At 63.7% G+C, this 18,110-nt stretch carries 17 protein-coding genes; 2 read left to right on the top strand and 15 right to left on the bottom strand.

Annotation, left to right across the window (positions count from 1 at the left end; all coding sequences use genetic code 11):
* Positions 1-139: 139 nt before the first annotated feature.
* Positions 140-403, top strand: coding sequence for a DUF4148 domain-containing protein (locus ACWFUC_RS00660; RefSeq protein WP_204727124.1), 264 nt, complete (start codon positions 140-142; stop codon positions 401-403).
* Between the two features lie 21 nt (positions 404-424).
* Here the strand turns inward: ACWFUC_RS00660 and ACWFUC_RS00655 are convergent, their stop codons facing one another.
* The 14 genes from ACWFUC_RS00655 to ACWFUC_RS00590 form a co-directional block, all read right to left on the bottom strand.
* Positions 425-910: a MarR family winged helix-turn-helix transcriptional regulator gene (locus ACWFUC_RS00655; protein ID WP_034334628.1), complete on the bottom strand. Its 486-nt coding sequence runs from the start codon at positions 908-910 to the stop codon at positions 425-427.
* Positions 888-2,663 (bottom strand): acyl-CoA dehydrogenase, encoded by a 1,776-nt coding sequence (locus ACWFUC_RS00650; protein WP_489623823.1) that lies wholly within the window; start codon positions 2,661-2,663, stop codon positions 888-890. The genes ACWFUC_RS00655 and ACWFUC_RS00650 overlap by 23 nt, the downstream gene beginning before the upstream one ends.
* A gap of 14 nt (positions 2,664-2,677) precedes the next feature.
* On the bottom strand, positions 2,678-3,229 hold the full coding sequence (locus ACWFUC_RS00645) for a DUF3237 domain-containing protein (protein ID WP_134134490.1): 552 nt from the start codon (positions 3,227-3,229) through the stop codon (positions 2,678-2,680).
* Positions 3,230-3,443: 214 nt separating this feature from the next.
* Complete coding sequence (locus ACWFUC_RS00640; RefSeq protein ID WP_121045751.1) at positions 3,444-4,199, bottom strand: ABC transporter ATP-binding protein; 756 nt, start codon at positions 4,197-4,199, stop codon at positions 3,444-3,446.
* On the bottom strand, positions 4,196-5,989 hold the full coding sequence (locus ACWFUC_RS00635) for a branched-chain amino acid ABC transporter ATP-binding protein/permease (protein WP_489623822.1): 1,794 nt from the start codon (positions 5,987-5,989) through the stop codon (positions 4,196-4,198). The genes ACWFUC_RS00640 and ACWFUC_RS00635 overlap by 4 nt, the downstream gene beginning before the upstream one ends.
* On the bottom strand, positions 5,986-7,026 hold the full coding sequence (locus tag ACWFUC_RS00630) for a branched-chain amino acid ABC transporter permease (RefSeq protein ID WP_034334616.1): 1,041 nt from the start codon (positions 7,024-7,026) through the stop codon (positions 5,986-5,988). The genes ACWFUC_RS00635 and ACWFUC_RS00630 overlap by 4 nt, the downstream gene beginning before the upstream one ends.
* An 88-nt stretch (positions 7,027-7,114) precedes the next feature.
* On the bottom strand, positions 7,115-8,260 hold the full coding sequence (locus ACWFUC_RS00625) for an ABC transporter substrate-binding protein (protein ID WP_121045754.1): 1,146 nt from the start codon (positions 8,258-8,260) through the stop codon (positions 7,115-7,117).
* A gap of 84 nt (positions 8,261-8,344) precedes the next feature.
* Positions 8,345-8,764 carry an acyl-CoA thioesterase gene (locus tag ACWFUC_RS00620; protein ID WP_489623821.1) on the bottom strand — a complete coding sequence of 140 codons (420 nt, stop codon included), beginning with the start codon at positions 8,762-8,764 and terminating at the stop codon, positions 8,345-8,347.
* 16 nt (positions 8,765-8,780) lie between these two features.
* Complete coding sequence (locus ACWFUC_RS00615; RefSeq protein ID WP_034333388.1) at positions 8,781-9,545, bottom strand: SDR family NAD(P)-dependent oxidoreductase; 765 nt, start codon at positions 9,543-9,545, stop codon at positions 8,781-8,783.
* Positions 9,546-9,572: 27 nt separating this feature from the next.
* Positions 9,573-10,826, bottom strand: a complete 1,254-nt coding sequence (locus tag ACWFUC_RS00610) for a thiolase family protein (RefSeq protein ID WP_489623820.1) — start codon at positions 10,824-10,826, stop codon at positions 9,573-9,575.
* 13 nt (positions 10,827-10,839) lie between these two features.
* Positions 10,840-12,702: a feruloyl-CoA synthase gene (locus ACWFUC_RS00605; RefSeq protein ID WP_121045757.1), complete on the bottom strand. Its 1,863-nt coding sequence runs from the start codon at positions 12,700-12,702 to the stop codon at positions 10,840-10,842.
* 154 nt (positions 12,703-12,856) lie between these two features.
* On the bottom strand, positions 12,857-13,636 hold the full coding sequence (locus ACWFUC_RS00600) for a crotonase/enoyl-CoA hydratase family protein (protein WP_121045758.1): 780 nt from the start codon (positions 13,634-13,636) through the stop codon (positions 12,857-12,859).
* Positions 13,637-13,940: 304 nt separating this feature from the next.
* Positions 13,941-15,116, bottom strand: a complete 1,176-nt coding sequence (locus ACWFUC_RS00595) for an ABC transporter substrate-binding protein (protein WP_489623819.1) — start codon at positions 15,114-15,116, stop codon at positions 13,941-13,943.
* A gap of 271 nt (positions 15,117-15,387) precedes the next feature.
* Entirely contained in the window at positions 15,388-15,645 is a 258-nt protein-coding gene (locus tag ACWFUC_RS00590) for a hypothetical protein (RefSeq protein WP_489623818.1), read from the bottom strand.
* A gap of 32 nt (positions 15,646-15,677) precedes the next feature.
* On the opposite strand from ACWFUC_RS00590, the gene ACWFUC_RS00585 reads away from it, so the two are divergent.
* Positions 15,678-16,793, top strand: a complete 1,116-nt coding sequence (locus ACWFUC_RS00585) for a porin (protein ID WP_489623817.1) — start codon at positions 15,678-15,680, stop codon at positions 16,791-16,793.
* A gap of 194 nt (positions 16,794-16,987) precedes the next feature.
* Here the strand turns inward: ACWFUC_RS00585 and ACWFUC_RS00580 are convergent, their stop codons facing one another.
* The gene (locus ACWFUC_RS00580) at positions 16,988-17,929 is read right to left on the bottom strand and encodes an IclR family transcriptional regulator domain-containing protein (protein ID WP_489623816.1); all 942 of its coding nucleotides are present in this window, start codon (positions 17,927-17,929) and stop codon (positions 16,988-16,990) included.
* Positions 17,930-18,110: the final 181 nt, after the last annotated feature.

Below are 18,110 nucleotides of genomic sequence, written 5' to 3'. Positions count from 1 at the left end.
TTTCAGCGGCCGCAACAGAGCATTGCCGGATCACCGGTTTTTCCATCGGAATGGAAACAATAGAATGTCTGCATGGGAATGAAGCATCCATAAGCGATACGCATCGTGCAGCATCCGCTTGCATTCCAGGGAGCAGAACATGAACAAGATCTTCACACGCCAACGCGTCCTGGCCGCCACACTGGCCGTAGCCGCCATCTCGGCACAGGCAGCCTATGCCGCCGAACCGGCCAAGGCCGAGCCCGCCTCGACCATCAGCATTCCGGCGCAGCAAACGCGCACCGCCGCTGCCGATCAGCAGCAACATCAAGGCCTGACCCGCGCCCAGGTCATCGAAGACCTCAAGCAATACCAGCGCGCGCACGCCAACCCCAGCTACGCCGAGCTGGTGTTCCTGCGTTGAGAATGGAATCAGAAATGCCGCTTACTGCGGCAGGAACATCTTCTGCAACAAGCCGATGAGCTGAGCGCGTTCGCCGTCCGAAAGCATCTCGGTGGCTTTGAGCTCCAGCTCGATGGCGGTCTGTTCGGCCTTGGTGCACATGCGCATGCCCGCTGGCGTGAGCGCCAGCACCTGTGAACGGCGATCCTGCGGATTGCGCTGGCGTACTACCAGGCCGCGCTGCTCCAGCTTGTCCAGCAAGGTCGCCAGGTTGGGCGGGGAGACGTTGATCGCCTTGGACAGGCGCTTCTGGTTGATGTTGGGATTGGCCTTCAGCAGGCTCAGCACCGTGAAATCCACTGGCCGCAATTCGAACTTCGCCATCCGTTTTTCGAACAAGGGCATGATGGTGATGTAGGCACGGCGGCAGTTGTAGCCGACCAGGCTCAGCAGCAGTTGCTGGTCCAGCGGCGCGCTTGGCGCTGCATCGTCGTCGGAATCGAAATCAGCCGGCTTCTTGGGCAGCATGGTGGTCCAGGTCGGTAGGAAGGGGCGGCAGCCCGGTCGCCAGGCAGCCTTCGATCACGCTGGACAACTGGTGGACTTCCGCAAACACAAAGGCGAAATGATAGCACGCGGCATCCCGCTTGCCGCCGTACCAGGCCGCGTCCGAGGCCATGGCCGAGAGCGCCCGGCGGCCGGCGCGCAGCCACATCCAGCCCAGCGCCACATGGCCGGTGAGGCGCAGCATTTCATCGGCCACGTAGTAGGGCAGTGAGGGTGATTGCACCGCCGCCGTGGCGATGCGCCGGGCGAATCCTTTTAATTTATCCACAGCATTTGCCAGCAATCGGGCCTGATCGCCAAGCAGGGTTCCCTCCTCGATGTCCGCATGCACCAGCGTGAGGAAATCATCCAGCCGCCTCCCTTCATCGCCCAGCACCTTGCGCATCAGGAAGTCGATCGCCTGTATTTCGTTGGTCCCCTCATAGATCATGGTGATGCGGGCATCGCGCATGAATTGTTCGATGCCGGTTTCGACCACATAGCCGTGTCCGCCGAAGACCTGCAGCGCACGGCTGGCGCACTGGAATCCCTGGTCGGTGAGGAAGGCCTTGATGACCGGCGTGATGAATTCCAGCCGTTCATGATGACGGCGGCGCTGGGCCGCATCGGCATCATGCTCGGCCAGATCCAGCAAGAGCCCGGCCCAGCAAGTCAGCAGCCGCGCCCCCTCGATGCGGCAGCGCTGTTCCATCAACAGCTTCTGCACGGCAGGATGGCGCACGATCAGGTCGTTGCCGGATGAGCCCGGTGCGCGCGACTGGCGACGTTCGCGCGCATAAGCGCTGGCGCGCTGCCAGGCCGCTTCAGCCAGCCCCAGCCCCTGCGCGCCCACATGCAGGCGCGCCGCATTCATCATCACGAACATCGCCGCCAGTCCGCGTCCCGCTTCACCTACCAGCCACGCCTGCGCCTGCTCGAAATGCAGACTGCACGTGGCGCTGCCATGAATGCCCATCTTGTGTTCGATGCCGGTGCAGTGCACGCCGTTGCGGCTGCCATCGTCCAGCACGCGCGGCGCCAGGAACAGCGACAGCCCCTTGCTGCCCGGCAGCGCATCCGGCAATCGGGCCAGTACCAGGTGAATGATGTTGGGCGTCAGGTCGTGTTCGCCCCCTGAGATGAAAATCTTGTCGCCGCTGAGGCGATAGCTGCCGTCCTCCTGCGGCACGGCGCGTGTGCGCAACTGCCCCAGGTCGCTGCCGGCCTGCGCTTCCGTCAGGCACATGGTGGCCAGCCATTGGCCGCTGGCGATCTTTTCCAGATAGCGCGCCTGCAGCTCAGGCGAGCCGTGCGCCGCCAGGCAGGCATAGGCCCCGTGCAGCAAGCCGGGATACATGGTCCAGCCATGATTGGCCGCGCTCAGCATTTCATGGAGCGCGCAGTCCAGCACATGCGGCAAGCCCTGGCCGCCGTGCTCGGGCGCACAGGCCAGGGCCGGCCAGCCGCCCGCGCTGAATTGCGCATAGGCGCGCTCGAATCCGGGGGGCGTTGTGACCGTTCCATTTTCGAGACGGCAGCCCTCGCGATCGCCGATACCGTTCAAGGGCGCGACCACGTCAGCGGCGAAGCGTCCGGCTTCTTCCAGTACCTGCATCATCAGTTCGCCATCGATCTCGGCGTGCGCAGGCAAGGCCCGCAAGACCTGCGGGGCCTGCAGCACTTCATCGAGGACAAAGGCGAAGTCGCGCAGCGGGGGCGTGTAGTGCATCGTCATCGGCTCCGTCCATCTCAATTGAGCAGGTAGGCGTCATACACCACCGCATTGCCCAAGCGCATGGCGTAGCCCACACCCATGGCGCGGTTGAGCCAGTCGTACTTCTTGGAGGAGGTCTCGAAGTTCATGAACAGGCGGAAGGTATAGCGCGAAGGATCGACCGGCTTGCCCTTGGCGACCTCGGCCATCACTTCCGGCGGACCGTAGCGCACGCCACGGGTTTGCAGGTAGACCAGCTCGCCGTCATCGAGCTTGAGCAGGTAGCGGGTATCGATGATGGCCAGGCCATCGGCGGTCACGGTCTGCCAGTCGGCACCGTTGTTGAGGATCTCGCCATTGATGAGCGGTCCCTTGAAGCTGCCGCCGGTGATCGGGATGATGCGGCGGCGGCCCAGGTCGGAGGTCTTGCCCAGTTCCCAGATCGGCGCCACCAGATCCACCGAGAAGCGCGCCAGGAAGGCCAGCTTCGGTTGCGGCGGCACCAGCGTGGTGTTGTCGGCGTCACTGGCCGCATGCACCTGGAAGGACAGCGTCAGGGCCGCCAGCAGCAGGAAAATCTTTTTCATGTTCGTCTCCTCTGTATCGTCATTGTTTTGAAAGACATCAGATCCCCGTTCGGACTGAGTAGCGGCAACGCCGCGTATCGAAGGCGTGGCACCCTTTGGGCAGCGGTGTGTCTTCGATACGGCCCTGCGGGCCTACTCAGTCCGAACGGTTCAATTCAAGCAGATATGGCCATCATGTCTTTTATGCATACCGTGGTGCAGAAAACGTCAAGCTTCAGGAAGCCGCCACCACCTCGGCTTCCGCCTTCTTGCCAAATCCCAGGTAGGCCTGGATCACCTGCGGATCGCCCGCCAGTTTCGCGGACTCGCCCTGCATGGTGACCTTGCCCAGTTCCAGCACATAGCCATAGTCGGCCGTCTGCAAGGCCGCGCGCGCATTCTGTTCCACCAGCAGCACCGAGATGCCGGCCGTGCGCAGTTCGGAAACGATATGCAGGATTTCCTTGACGATGCGCGGCGCCAGGCCGAGGCTGGGTTCATCCAGCATCAGCAGTTCCGGCTTGGCCATCATGGCGCGGCCGATGGCCAGCATCTGGCGCTCGCCGCCCGAGAGCGTACCGGCCTGCTGGGCGCGGCGTTCCTTCAATCGCGGGAACAGCTCGAAGACGGTCGCCAGCTGATCCAGCGGCTGTGCCTGCCGCAAGCGCAGACGGCGAAATCCCCCCAGCAGCAGGTTGTCTTCCACGCTCATGGTGGAGAACAGTTCGCGCCGCTCCGGTACCAGGGCGATGCCCGCCATCACGCGTTGTTCGAGGCTCCAGCGTTCCACCGGCTTGCCTTGATAACGCACCGTGCCCTGCGCCGGCAGCACGCCCATGATGGCGTTGAGCAGTGTGGACTTGCCCGCGCCGTTGGGGCCGATCACGGTGGCGATGCTGCCGCGTTCCAGCTTCAGGTTGATGTCGTGCAGCGCCTGCACCTTGCCATAGCTTGCGCGCAGTTGCGCAACGTCGAGGACCAGTTCACTCATTCGATTCCACCCAGGTAGGCTTCGATCACGGCGGGATGCCGCTGGATCTCTTGCGGTGTGCCTTCGGCAATCTTGGTGCCGAATTCCATCACCACGATGTGGTCGGTCAGTTCCATGACGAATTCCATGTCATGTTCCACCAGCAGGATGCTCATGCCATCGGCGCGCAGTTCCTGCAATACCTTGGAGAGCGCCTGCTTTTCCAGATGGCGCAGGCCTGCGGCCGGTTCATCGAGCAACAGCAGCAGCGGATCACAGCACAGGGCGCGGGCGATCTCCAGGATGCGTTGCTGGCCCAGCGCCAGGTTGCCCGCCTGCTCATGCATGAGGTGCTGCAGGCCGACGCGATGCAGGGCGCGCGCGGCTTCATCGAGCAGCGCCTGCTCTTCGGCGCGTTCCAGATGCAGCATGGCATTGACCGTATTGCTGAGGAAGCTTTGCCGGCTGCGCATGTGCGCACCCAGGGCCACGTTCTCCAGCACCGTCATGCCCGGCAGCAGGCGCACGTGCTGGAAGGTGCGGGCAATGCCCAGCCGTGCGATGGCACGCGCCGGCAGGCCGGCGATGTCGCGCCCGTTGAAGCTGACGCGTCCGCCGCTGGCATGCAGCAGGCCCGTGACCAGATTGAAGGTGGTGGACTTGCCCGCGCCATTGGGACCGATCAGGCCGACGATCTCACCGGCCTTGACCTTGAAGGACACGTCATTGACCGCCACCAGTCCGCCGAAGCGCTTGTTGATCTGGTCCACTTCCAGCAGCGGTGCACCACGCGCCGGACCGTTGCGCTTGTCCATCGGCGCGGCGGTCGCCACGCGCAGCGGTGCCGGGACGGCCGGGAAGGCACGCAGCCACAGCGCGCGTACCCATGGCCACAGGCCGCCGCGTGCGTATTTGAGCAACAGGATCAGGATCAGGCCGAAGACGATGCTTTCATAACTGCCACCATCGCCCAGCAGTGCTGGCAGCAGCACCTGCAACTGGTCCGACAGCAGTTTCAGTACACCCGCGCCCAGCAGCGCACCCCAGATATGGGCAATGCCGCCGACCACCACGATGAAGAGATATTCGATGCCCATCGCCAGGCTGAAGGGTGAGGGATTGACGGTGCGCTGCATGTGCGCAAAGAGCCATCCCGACACCGAGGCCAGCAGCGCGGCAAAGACGAAGATGAGGATCTTGTAGCGCCCCGTATCCACGCCCATGGCCTCGGCCATCGAACGGCCGCCCTTGAGGGCACGGATGGCGCGTCCCGCGCGCGAATCCAGCAGGTTCAGCGAGACCCATGCGGCGGCCAGCACGATGGCCCAGATCAGGTAATACAGGTGGCGTTCCTTGGCCAGGTCCAGCCCCGCCAGTTGCAGCGCGGGGATGCCGGAGATGCCGTCATACTTGCCGAGGAAGTCCACCTTGCCGAACAGGAAGTACAGGCTGATGCCCCAGGCAATGGTGGCCAGCGGCAGGTAGTGGCCGGACATGCGCAGCGTGATGCGGCCCAGCACATAGGCCGAGACCCCCGTGATGAAGAGGCCGATCGGCAGCGTCAGCCAAGGGGACACGCCATGCACGGTGGTCAGATACGAGGTGGTGTAGGCACCCATGCCGACGAAGGCCGCCTGCCCGAACGAGGTCATGCCGCCGATGCCGGTCAGCAGCACCAGGCCGATGGCCACCAGCGCATACAGGCCGATGTAGTTGGCCTGGATCACCCAGAACTGCGGCGTGGGCAGGATCGGGAACAGCGCCAGCACGACCAGCAGCGCGTAGAGAGGGAGTCGTTTGCTCATCATCATTCCTCGTCCTCGTCATGCGCGGGTGTGACCAGCGAGCGCCACAGCAGGATCGGCAACAGCGCCAGGAACACGATCACCTCCTTGAAGTCACTGGCCCAGAAGGAGCTGAAGGATTCCAGCAGGCCCACCAGCAGCGCGCCCCCTGCGGCGGCGGGGAAGCTCGCCAGCGCACCGATGGTGGCGGCGACGAAACCCTTCAAACCGATCAGGAAACCCGAGTCATAAAAAATGGTGCTCATCGGGCCGATCAATACGCCCGACAGAGCACCGATAAACGCCGCGACGGCAAACGACAACTTGCCCGCCAGCGTCGTGGAGATTCCCATCAGCCGTGCGCCCAGGCGATTGACCGCCGTGGCGCGCAGCGCCTTGCCATACAGCGTGCGCCCGGAGAACAGCCACAGCGCCACCAGCAGCGCGGCAGCGGCCACCACCACCACCACGGTCTGGGCACTCAAGGTGAGCGCTGCCAGGTTCCAGCGTTCATCCCAGAAGGCCGGGGTACGGAAGCCTTCGGCCCCGAAGAACACCAGCCCCAGTCCGGTCATGGCCAGGTGGATGCCGACCGAGACGATCAGCAGTTGCAGCACGCTGGCATCGGCCATCGATTCATAGACCACCTGGTACATCAGCGGTCCGAGTGCGGTAATGAGCAGCAGGGTCAGCAGCACCTGCACCGGCAGCGCGAATTGCTGGGGCGCGGCCCACCAGACGAGGGCGGCAATGGCCAGCGGCACGCCCAGCGTGCCCAGCAGGGTGCGCGGCAACAGCGCAGCCTGGCCTGCGCGCAAGAGCTGCGCAGCCTGCATGCCGGCCGCGCACACGGCCAGCACCAGCAGCAGCCACAGCGGACCGGGGCGCTGGCCTTGTTGCAGCATGGCCAGGGTGAGCGCGCCATAGGCGACGAATTCTCCCTGCGGGATGAAGAGGATGCGGGTGACCGTGAAGACCAGCACCAGGGCAATGGCGATCAAGCCATAGACGATGCCGTTGGTCAGGCCATCCAGGGTCAGGATGGCGGCAATGGAGGAGTCCATGTTTCGGGTGTGGTGCAGAAAACGTCAGGCTGGAAAACGGCGGCGCAAGCTGGAGACCTCGCGCCGCCGCGCGGACAGGACAGGCGGATTACGGATTGACCGCCTTCCAGTTGCCGTTCTGGATGGTCAGCATGATGCGCGCATCGTCACCCAGGCCGAAGTGATCCTTGGCCGAGTAGTTCAGCGTGCCCTGCGAGATCTGGATCGGGCCGGAGGTTTCCAGCGCCTCCTTCAAGGCGGCGCGGAAGGCGGGGGTGCCGGGTTTGGCTTTCTTCAGCGCTTCCGGGACCACCTTCTGCAGCACCAGCTGCGCGTCATAGGTATGGGCCGCGAAGAGGTTGCGGGTACCTGCGCCAAACTGCTTCTCGTAGCGCGTGACGAAATCCATGGCCAGTTTCTTGGAAGGATTGCTGTCAGGCAGCGCCTCCGGCACCACGGCCGGGCCGGAGATGACGTAGGAACCTTCCACATCCTTGCCGCCCAGACGGATCAGGTCGCGCGAGGCGGCACTGTGGGTCTGGAAGATCTTGCCCTTGTAGCCGCGCTCGATGAGCGCCTTGTGCGGCATGGCCGCACCGCTGCCGGAGGCCACCACCAGCACCGCATCCGGATTGGAACTGACCACGCGCAGGGCTTGCGCCGTCACGCTGGTGTCGGCCCGCGAGAAGCGCTCCACCGTGCCCATCTTCATGCCGGCGGCGGTGGCCAGGCGCTGCACTTCCTTGAGCCAGTTTTCACCGTAGGAGTCGGAGTAGCCGAGGAAGCCGATGGTCTTCACGCCCATCTTCTTCATCTGCTCCACCACGCCACCGGCCATGACGGCCGTGGATTGCGGCAGGCGGAAGGTCCAGGCGTCTTTTCCTTCAGCGGTCTCGATAGGGGAGATGGCCAGCTGCACCGTCTGCGATTCCAGCGCCACGTCGGCTACGGCCAGCGTGGGCGGCACCGCGGCCGAACCGATGAGCAGGTCGACCTTGTCCTCGGCCACCAGGCGGCGCGCATTCTTGCTGGCCTGGGTGGGATCGGTGGCATCGTCGAGGATGATCAGCTTGACCTTCTCGCCGCCGATGGTCTCCGGCCACAGGGCAAAGCCGTTCTTGGCCGGAATGCCCAGGCCCGAGCCCGGACCGGTCAGCGACATCACCACGCCGATGGTCAGCTCGGCCTGGGCGGCTCCTGCACAGGCCAGCATCGCTGCCAGTACCCCTGCCTTGATTGCCAGTTTGGTTTTCATCTCCGTCTCCTTTGTAGTTATGGTTCGAATGCTCGATGTGGGCGGATGCGGCTTGTTGCCGCCTCTCGCTTGCTGCCGTATTGCTTAACTGCACATCTCCCTGATGTCTTCCGGAATGGGGATGGCCTTGATGCGCGCCGGATCCTCCGGATGGCGAATGGCGAAGACGCGCACGTCGCGGCCTTCGCACAGCAGTTCGCCATCGCGCTTGATCTCGTGCTTCATGACGAAGGTCTTGTCATTCCATTCGACGATGCTGGAATGCACTTCGATGCGGTCGCCATAGGTGGCTGGGCGCACGAAGCGCGAACTGATGTCCACCACGGGCGTGCCGATGATGCCGCGTGTCTTTTCCGTATCACGCCAGGGCGGCACGCCGCATTCATGGAAGAAGTTGCGCGAGGCCGCGTCATACCAGCGGAAGAAATTGGGGAAATACACGATGCCGGCCGGATCGCAATCGCCGAATTCCACGCGCACCGGATGAATGATGGTCTTGCTCATGCGTTCTCCTCGGTGCTCAGCGCGGTGCCAGGCGCAATGCGCCATCGAGCCGGATCACTTCGCCGTTCAGCGAAAGATTGGTGGCGATATGCAAGGCCAGCTGCGCATATTCCTCGGCCTTGCCCAGTCGCTTGGGGAAGGGGATGGACGAGGCCAGCGATTGCTGCACTTCTTCCGGCAGCTTGTAGAGCAGGGGCGTGAGGAACAGCCCCGGTGCAATGGTCACCACGCGGATGCCGTGTTGCGCCAGATCACGTGCCAGCGGCAGGGTCATGGAGGTGATGCCGCCCTTGGACGCCGCATAGCCGGCTTGCCCGACTTGTCCGTCGAAGGCGGCTACCGAGGCGGTCGCCACGATCACGCCGCGCTCGCCCTCGGCCAGCGGCTCGGCAGCGGCCATACGCGCGGCAGTCAGACGGATGACATTGAAGGTACCGATCAGGTTGACGTTGACGATGCGGCTGAAATCTTCGAGCGGCATCGGGCTGCCATCTTTGCCGACCATGCGCTTGGCACCGCCGATGCCGGCGCAGTTGATGAGGATGCGTGGTGCGCCGTTGGCTTCCTGTGCGGCATCGAGGGCTGCTGTCACCGACGCGCTGTCGGTGATGTCGCAGCGTGCGGCGTGGCAGCGCAGTTCATCGGCCAAAGCCTGGGCAGCTTCCATGTTGACGTCCAGGATGGAAACGCGGGCCCCGGCCTGGACCAGCTGGCGCGCGGTCTCGGCACCGAGTCCGGAGGCGCCGCCCGTCACGAGGGCGGCTTGTCCTTGCAGTTGCATGAGATGTGTCCTTGTCGAATGAGCGGATCAGTGGGAGGCCGAAGGATTTTCCAGCAGCAGGGCGATGCCCTGGCCGCCGCCGATGCAGGCCGATGCCACGCAGTAGCGCGCACCCCGGCGATTCATCTCGCGCGCGGCCGTGATCGACAGGCGCACACCGGTCGCGGCCAGCGGATGGCCCAGGGCGATGGCACCGCCGTTGACGTTGAGCTTGTCGCGGTCGATCCCCAGCTCACGTTCCACCGCCACGATCTGTGCACCTTGCGCCTCGTTGATCTCGAAGCAGCCGATGTCGGCCACCGTCAGGCCATTGCGTTCCAGCAGGGTACGGATGGCCGGCACCGGGCCGATGCCCATGATCTCCGGCGGCACCCCGGCCACAGCGGCGGCGACGACGCGCGCCAGCGGCTGCTTGTCATGGCGGCGTACGTAATCGCCCGAGGCGACGATGGTGGCGGCCGCTGCATCGACCAGCGCCGAGGAGTTGCCACCGGTCTGTACGCCATCCGGGTAGAGCGTGCGCAGCTTGGCCAGCACCTCCACCGGCGACGGACGCGGATGGGTGTCGGTGGCGGCTTCGCTGGTCTTGCCCTGCAGCTTGATGTGACGATCGTTGTAGCCATCCAGGCGGAAGGTCTCGTTGACGACCGGAACGATCTCGCCTGCGTGGAAGCCGGCCGCCTGTGCCTTGAGCGCGCGCTCGAAGGAATACGCGGCGTATTCATCGACCTCGGCGCGGGTGATGCCATATTTTTTCGCCAGGTTCTCGGCGGTCTGCGGCATGGTGATGCCGGGGGCCGGATCGACCAGCGCTTCCCACATGTAGTCCTGGAATTCCACCGGTGCGCCCAGCTTGAAACCGGTGCGATGGCCGAAGGCGGCAATCGGATTGCGCGTCATCGATTCGCTGCCCACGATCAGCGCGGTCTCGGTGTAGCCGCGCTCGATCTGGTCACCGGCCTGGCGGATCAGTTCGAAGCCAGTGCCGCAGATGCGCTGGACCATGATGGCCGGCGTAGTGATCGGCACGCCCGCATACAGGCCGATGTGACGCGGCAGCATGTACTGGTAGGCATCGCCCGGCGCCATGTTGCCGGCTACCACCGAGCCGATGTCGGTGGCGGCGATGCCGGTACGGGCCAGTACTTCGCGCGCCACCTTGATGCCCATGTCGGTGGGCGAGAGCTGGCTGAAACTGGTGCAGTAATCCACCATGGGCGTACGCACGCCGCCGACGAGCCAGATGTCCTTGAAGCCGGAATAGAACGCTGCTTGTGCCATGTCTGTTGCTTCCTCAGTGAGCGGGGGAGAGCGCGGCCTGTGCGGTCAGCACGGCCGGGTCGGTGCCGGCGTAGAGCGCTTCCACCAGGGCGGCGCGGTGAGTCAGCACCGCACGTTGATTGATCGAACCCTTGTCGGTGATTTCGCCACGGTCGAAGGACGGTGGATCGATCAGGACCAGCGCGCGCGCCACGCGGGTTGAACTGCCGGTGGCATGGGTTTGCAGGCGCTCCAGCAGGCCCTGGAAGAAGTCGCGTACCGGTGCCGCATTGAGCACATCGGCACGCGAGGCCTCCGCAGGCAGGCGCGCCAGCTGGCGGCAGCGCTCGATGTTGGGCACGATCAGCATGCCCACTTCATTGCGGTCCTGGCCGGTGATGACGGCATCCTGCAGGTAGGGTGCACCTTCATGCGCAATCAGCGCGCGCAGCGGACCGACGCTGACCCAGGTGCCGGTGTAGAGCTTGAAGTCCTCGGCCACACGGCCATCGAACATGAAGCCGCGATCCGGATGCGCCGGGTCCAGCCAGCGCACCGCATCACCCGAGCGGAAGTAGCCCTCTTCATCGAAGGCCTCGGCCGTCTGTTCCGGCGCGCGCCAGTAACCCGGGGTAACGTTGGGGCCTCGATAGCGGATCTCGATCTTGTCGCCATTGGGGACCAGCTTGATTTCCATGCCCGGCGTGGGGATGCCGATCTGCCCGGCCTGCACTTCCAGGTCGGCCACGAAGAGCGCCGAAGGTGAGGTCTCGGTCATGCCCAGGCCGCAACACATCACGATGCGCTCGCCACAGGTGGCTTCGGCGGTGGCGTGCAGCTTGTCCCACACCGGTTGCGCCAGGGCGGCACCGGCATAGAACTGCATGCGCAGGCGACTGTAGAATTTTTCGCGCAGGGCCTGGTCTTTCTCCAGCGCGTGCGCGATGCCTTCCCAGCCCACCGGCACGTTGAAATACACGGTCGGCGAAATCTCGTGCAGGTTGGCCAGGGTGGTGGCCAGGCCTTGCGGCGTGGGCTTGCCCTCGTCGATGTACATGGTGCCGCCGTTGTAGATCACGATGCCCACGTTGTGGTTGGCACCGAAAGTGTGGTTCCAGGGCAGCCAGTCGATCAGGATGGGCGGCTCTTCGGCCAGGAAGGGGAAGGTCTGCACGATCATCTGCAGGTTGCTGCACATCATGCGCTGGGTGTTGACGACCGCCTTGGGCATCTTGGTCGAGCCCGAGGTGAAGAGAAACTTGACGATGGTGTCCGGACCGGTGGCGGCGTAGGCACGCTCGACTTCATCGCCTGCGCGGGTGGCTTCCAGTTCCGCATACAGCGTGCATTCGCGTCCGGCAGGCGGTGCTTCGGTGACCACGAATTCGATATCGGGTGCCACCGCATTGACGGCCGCGGCAAACTTCTCGCCATGGGCGGCGAAGATCAGGCCGGGCGTGAGCAACTGCACCGCATGGCGCAGCTTGGCGTAATCCTTGGAGAGCAGCGAATAGGCCGACGATACCGGCGCATAAGGCACGCCTGCATAGTGGCAGCCCAGCACCAGCATGGCGTGTTCGAGGTCGTTCTCGGACAGGATCAGCAGCGGGCGCTCGGCCGAGAGTCCGCGCTGCAGCAGCGCCTGGCCGATGCGGCGTGCGCTTTGCAGGGCCTGGCCATAGCTGATGCGGCGCCATTGGCCATCCTTGTCGCGGCGGGCCATGTAGGTGCGGTCGGGATCGACGGTGGCCCAGTGGATCAGCTTGTCGGTCAGGCGCGCAGGATAGTCGCCCAGCGGCTGCCGGGTCTTGACGATGGAGATGCCCTCAGCACCCGGCACGACGTCAACGCCGCCGATGCCGAACCTGAAGCTGCGATAGCGAGGAGGAGTGTTCATACATGTCTCTGTTGTGTCACCTGCCCGGTCGTGGCCGGGCAGGTGTGTTGTTGTGGTCTTGCGCTGTATTACTGACTTGCTGGCCGCTGTGGTGGCTCTTGTCCGGCCATGCAGGGCCGATTCTTCTGCGATGCTTTGTTCGTTGCGGTCGTGCTCAGGTCGGCTTGACCTTGTTCTGCTTGTGATCGAGGAAAGCCGCCAGGCGGCCCTTGGTATCGGGATCGCTGCCGGCCACGGCGGCCATGAGCGATTCGGTCATCAGCCCATCCTGGATCGACTGGTCATGGATGCGCGGCAGCACGTGCATGATCCCGTAGTTGGTCATGGGCGCATTGCGGGCGATGCGTTCGGCCAGCTCACGGGCCTTGTCCAGACCGGTGCCGGCGGCCACGCTGTATTGCGAGATGCCGGCCTGGTGGCCTTCTTCGGCCGTCAGCACGCGGCCGGTCAGCATCATGTCGGCCATGCGGGCCACGCCGATCAGGCGCGAGATGCGCACCGATCCGCCACCACCGACGAAGAGGCCGCGCTGTCCTTCCGGCAAGCCGTAGAAGGCGCTCGGTTCGGCCACGCGAATGTGGGCCGCCGAGGCCAGCTCCAGTCCGCCGCCGATGACTGCGCCATGCAGTACCGCGATCACCGGCACGCGGCCGAAGGCGATCTGCTCGAAGGCCGCATGCCACATGCGTGAGTGATGCAGGGATTCGGTGGTGTCGCGCTCGCGCAGTTCGGAGAGGTCAAGGCCGGCGCAGAAGTGTTCGCCGATGCCGTGGATGATGGCTACCTTCACGCCCTCCGGCAGATCCTGGAAGCAGTCGCGGATGGCGCGCACCAGCGGATCGTTGAGGGCATTGCGTTTGGCGGCGCGGTTGAGCGCGATCTCGGCGATCGCGCCATGTACTTGGATGTCGAGGAGGTCGCTGGGCTGGTTCATGCTGTCTCTGGTCATGCCGTGGTCGGCGTTTGAATTAGTTATAAGTTATAACGTTTATTCAGTATAAGTAAAGTGGAGGTAAACGCAAGCCCCATGTGACTTTCGTGTTGTGCGAAAAAAGTAAAAGCGGGCGATTAACGAACGAAAAATGTGTCGAGGCATGCAGCAGGAATTGCTGCATCGCGTCGCAACGATGACGTGTCGGTGACTGATGGCGCGCCAACCTGCATGGCTGCGGGCGGCCCAAAGAAAAACGCCGGTGTGCACTGCATCACCGGCGTTTCCATGGAGTATCGACAGGCGATTATTTGCCGGTGTCCTTCATGTTTTCGAACTTGTCGAATTCGACGTTGTAGACCTCGCTGCCGACCTTCTCCACCTTGCGGACGTAGACCGTCTGCACGATATCGCGGGTGGCCGGGTCGATGGCGATGGGGCCGCGCGGGCTGGTGAACTTCATGGTTTTGAGGATGGCCATGGCACGGTCGCCATCGATCTTGCCGTTCAGCTTTTTGCTGACCTCGTAGATGGCGTTCATGCCGTCGTAGGCCGCGATGGCCATGAAGTTGGGACGGCCCGCCCCCGGATTGGCGGCAGCAAAGCTCTTGAGGAAGGCCTTGTTTTCCGGCGAATCATGCGCGGCCGAATAGTGGAAGGTGGTGATCACGCCCAGCGTCGAGTCGCCCATGGCGGGCAGCACGTGGTCGTCGGTCAGGTCGCCGGTGGCGATGACCTTGATGCCGGCCTCGGCCAGTCCGCGTTCGCGATAGCCCTTCATGAAGGCAATGCCCTGTTCGCCCGCCGGCACGAAGATGAAGACGGCCTCCGGTTTGGCATCCTTGATGCGCTGGATGTAGGGGGCGAACTCAGGATTGCGCAGCGGCACCCGGATCGATTCCAGTACCTGGCCACCACCGCCCAGCAGGTTGGTCTTGAAGGCGGTCTCGGCATCGATGCCCGGGCCGTAATCGGCCACCAGCGTGACTACGCGCTTGATGCCGTTCTTCAGCGCCCAGGTCGCCATGGGGCCCGAGACCTGCGGCAGCGTCATCGAAAAGCGCGCGATGTAGCTGGACTTGGTGGTGATGACGGAGCTGGCCGCGTTCATGACGATCATCGGCTTCTTGGCTTGTTCAGCGATGGGCGCTACCGCCAGCGCCTCGGGCGTAAGGCCGAAGCCGGCCAGGAAATCCACCTTGTCGCGCACCACCAGTTCCTGTGCCAGGCGCTTGGCGATCTCGGGCGAGGGACCGGTGGTGTCCTTGATGATGACCTGGATTTTCTTGCCGGCGACCGTGTCGCCATGCTGCGCCATGTAGGCCTTGATGCCGCCTTCCATCTGCTTGCCGTAATCGGCGAAGGGGCCGGAGAAGGCGGCGATCAGGCCGACCTTGATGGTTTCCTGAGCGTGCGCCAGCGATGTCAGCAAGCTGACGGAGGCCGTGATCACGGCCAATCCTGCGAGTTTTTTCAACCTCATTTTTCAGTCTCCTTTGTGATTGTAGTGAGCGATGCTGCGCGGGCGGTTCTGCTGCCGTCCTGATTGTCGCATCGCCGGTCCGACTGTTGCGGACGGACGACGTATCGTTTTCCCTTCCTTGGCTCGCCTTGTTGACAAAGCGTCGGTGCCGACAATAGTATCGCACCATCCGTTCGGTAAACAAACCGATGTGCGGTAAACGAACGGCTAATAAAAGTTATAAAAAATAAGAAACAAGCCAGAGACGAGACGCTTCATTCTGCGATGTCCGCTAGTCGGCATCGACCAACTCGCATTTACAAAGTGGCGTGGAAAACGTCGCAGCAACACGCATGCCGATGGCGCTGACCATGGGGCAGGGGGCTTTTTTGCCCGCGCTTCGGGAAGGTGCCGCGTCGGCGACGGGAATTCGCAACAGGCAGTTGAAGTAATCGAAGGGACTGACATCAAGGGAAGTCACCCGGCCGGCGAGCAGCGAATCGCTGGCGTGCGCCTGGAGGAGGGCGTGCGCCGGCAGCGAGCCGGCCATTCACCATTCAATGAAATCAGGAGGAGATGGCAATGACAAGAACAACCACCCTGCGTGCAGTGGCCCTGGCCGCTGCCGCATGTGCAATGACCGCGGGTGCGGCGGGCTCGGCCATGGCGCAGAGTTCGGTGACCATTTACGGCATCATCGATACCGGCGTGGTCTACACCACCAACGCCAATGCCAACGGCAATTCGGTCTTCAAGATGCCGTCGCTGACGGGCAGCTTCCCGTCGCGCATCGGCTTCCGTGGTGCGGAAGATCTGGGCGGCGGACTGCAGGCAATATTCGTGCTGGAAAGCGGCTTTGCTCCCGACACCGGCGCCATGGGACAGGGCAACCGCATCTTCGGGCGCCAGTCGTATGTGGGTCTGAAGAGCGATTGGGGCCAGGTCACGCTGGGCCGCCAGATCAACATGACCTACATCTCGCAGCTCAAGACGGACGTGATGGGTCCCAACATCTTCGCCATCGGCAGCATCGACCCGTATCTGCCCAATGCCCGCAGCGACAATTCCATCGGCTACCTCGGCAGCTTCAGCGGCTTCACGCTGGGCGCGACCTACAGCTTCGGACGCGATACCTCGGCCACCGGCGGTCCGGCCGCCACCAACTGTGCCGGCGAAGTGGCCGGCAACAGCAAGGCCTGCCGCCAGGTTACGGGCTTGCTGGGCTACGATGGCAAGGGCTGGGGCGTGACTTCCTCCTATGACATCCTGTATGGCAACACCGGCGCCTCCGGTGGCCTCACCAGCAGCGACAACAGCGATCAGCGCATCACCTTGAACGGTTACTTCATGATCGGTGATGTCAAGATCGGCGGCGGCGTGGTCGATCGCCGTACCCGCGCAGCCAACAACACCAATACCGATTCCGATCTCTACTACCTGGGTGTGAGCTATCCGTTGACCACCGCACTGGTGCTGGATGCGCAGGTCTCGCGCCTGGACGTGAAGAACAGCCCGAACGATGTCACCCTCTCGGTGGCACGCCTGACCTACAACCTGTCCAAGCGTACGGCGCTCTACACTTCGCTGGGCTACATCAAGAACGGCGGTACGTCGGCCGTGGCCGTCGATGCCGGCGGGTCGGTGGGTGCGGGCAAGAACCAGCTGGGTGTGATGTCGGGCATTCGTCACACCTTCTGATTCTGATCGGTGATGGAAAAGCAGTCTTGAGGAGGATGGCGCACCCGGATGCTAGGGCCTGTTCACATTTAATCTGCATCTCGCAGATTAAATGTGAACAGGCCCTAGGGTGCGCCGACATCCGCAGCATGGCAAAGGCAGGGTCTGTTTTTGTCTTCGGTCCGCCTCCCCGGTGGGGAGTGCGGACCTGTTTTTTACGGCAGCAGCACGGACAATTCCTGTGCGCCACGCAGCAGCACCGGCAGGATCTCTTCTTCCATCTGTGCCACCGACACGCGCGCGGCCTGTGCACCCACGTTCAGTGCGGCCAGCACATTGCCGGAGGCGCCGCGTACCGGTACGGCGATGGAGCGCAGGCCGACTTCCAGTTCTTCATCGATGACCGCATAGCCCTGCGCACGCACACCGGCCAGGATGTCGCGCAGACGCTTTTGCGACACCACGGTCTTGTCGGTCAGGGCGCGCAGCTTGACCTTCTCGAAGTAGGCTTTGAGCTGATCATCCGGCAGGTGCGCCAGCATGGCGCGGCCCAGCGAAGTGCAATAGGCGGGCAGGCGGCTGCCGGTATTGAGTGCCACCGACATCACGCGCGAAGTGGCCGAGCGTGCGACGTAGAGCACTTCATTGTCGTCCAGCACGGCCAGCGAGCAGGACTCGCCGAGCGTGCGGCTGATGTTGTTCAGGTAGGGCTGTGCAGAAACGGTCAGCGGGGTGGACGACAAATAGGAGTAGCCCAGCGTCAGGATCTTGGGGCGCAGCGCGAAATTGTTGACGTCCGAATCGGCATAGCCGAGTTGCTTCAGGGTATGCAGGCAGCGCCGCACGGCCGCGCGCGGGATGCCGGTCTTCTGGCTGATCTGGGCGATGGTCAGGCTGCGGCGCGAATCGCTGAAGGCGCGGATCACCGCCAGGCCCCGGGCCAGCGAGGTCATGAAGCTGGGGTCGGTGAGGGCATCGATTTCTTCGGCGATGGTCAGCTCGCGTTCAGCCTCGGGCGCGCTGGCGGCTTGCTCCGGGTCCCGCACCTTGCTGCGCCGGCTCGCGGCCGGGGCGGATTTGAGCGGCTTGGCGTCCTTGACGGCAGCGGTGCTCTTGGCGGCGGTCTTGCGGGTCTTGGCAGCAGGGGCGGTGGACATGGGCGCGAATGGACTCTCTGGTCGGATGGTTCAGGACGATGCATCAGCGGGGCAGCTCGGATTTCCCGCCATACCTCAGTGCGTCAGGATTTTAACGTTTTGTGCGGCAAGCGAACACATCCTGCGGGTTTTTCTTGACGGCCGTCAAGCCGGATCGCTAAACTCTTTTTGTGCGAAAATC

The sequence above is a fragment of the Herbaspirillum sp. Her4 genome (assembly GCF_057961335.1).
This window is presented reverse-complemented; position numbering and strand designations above follow the sequence as displayed.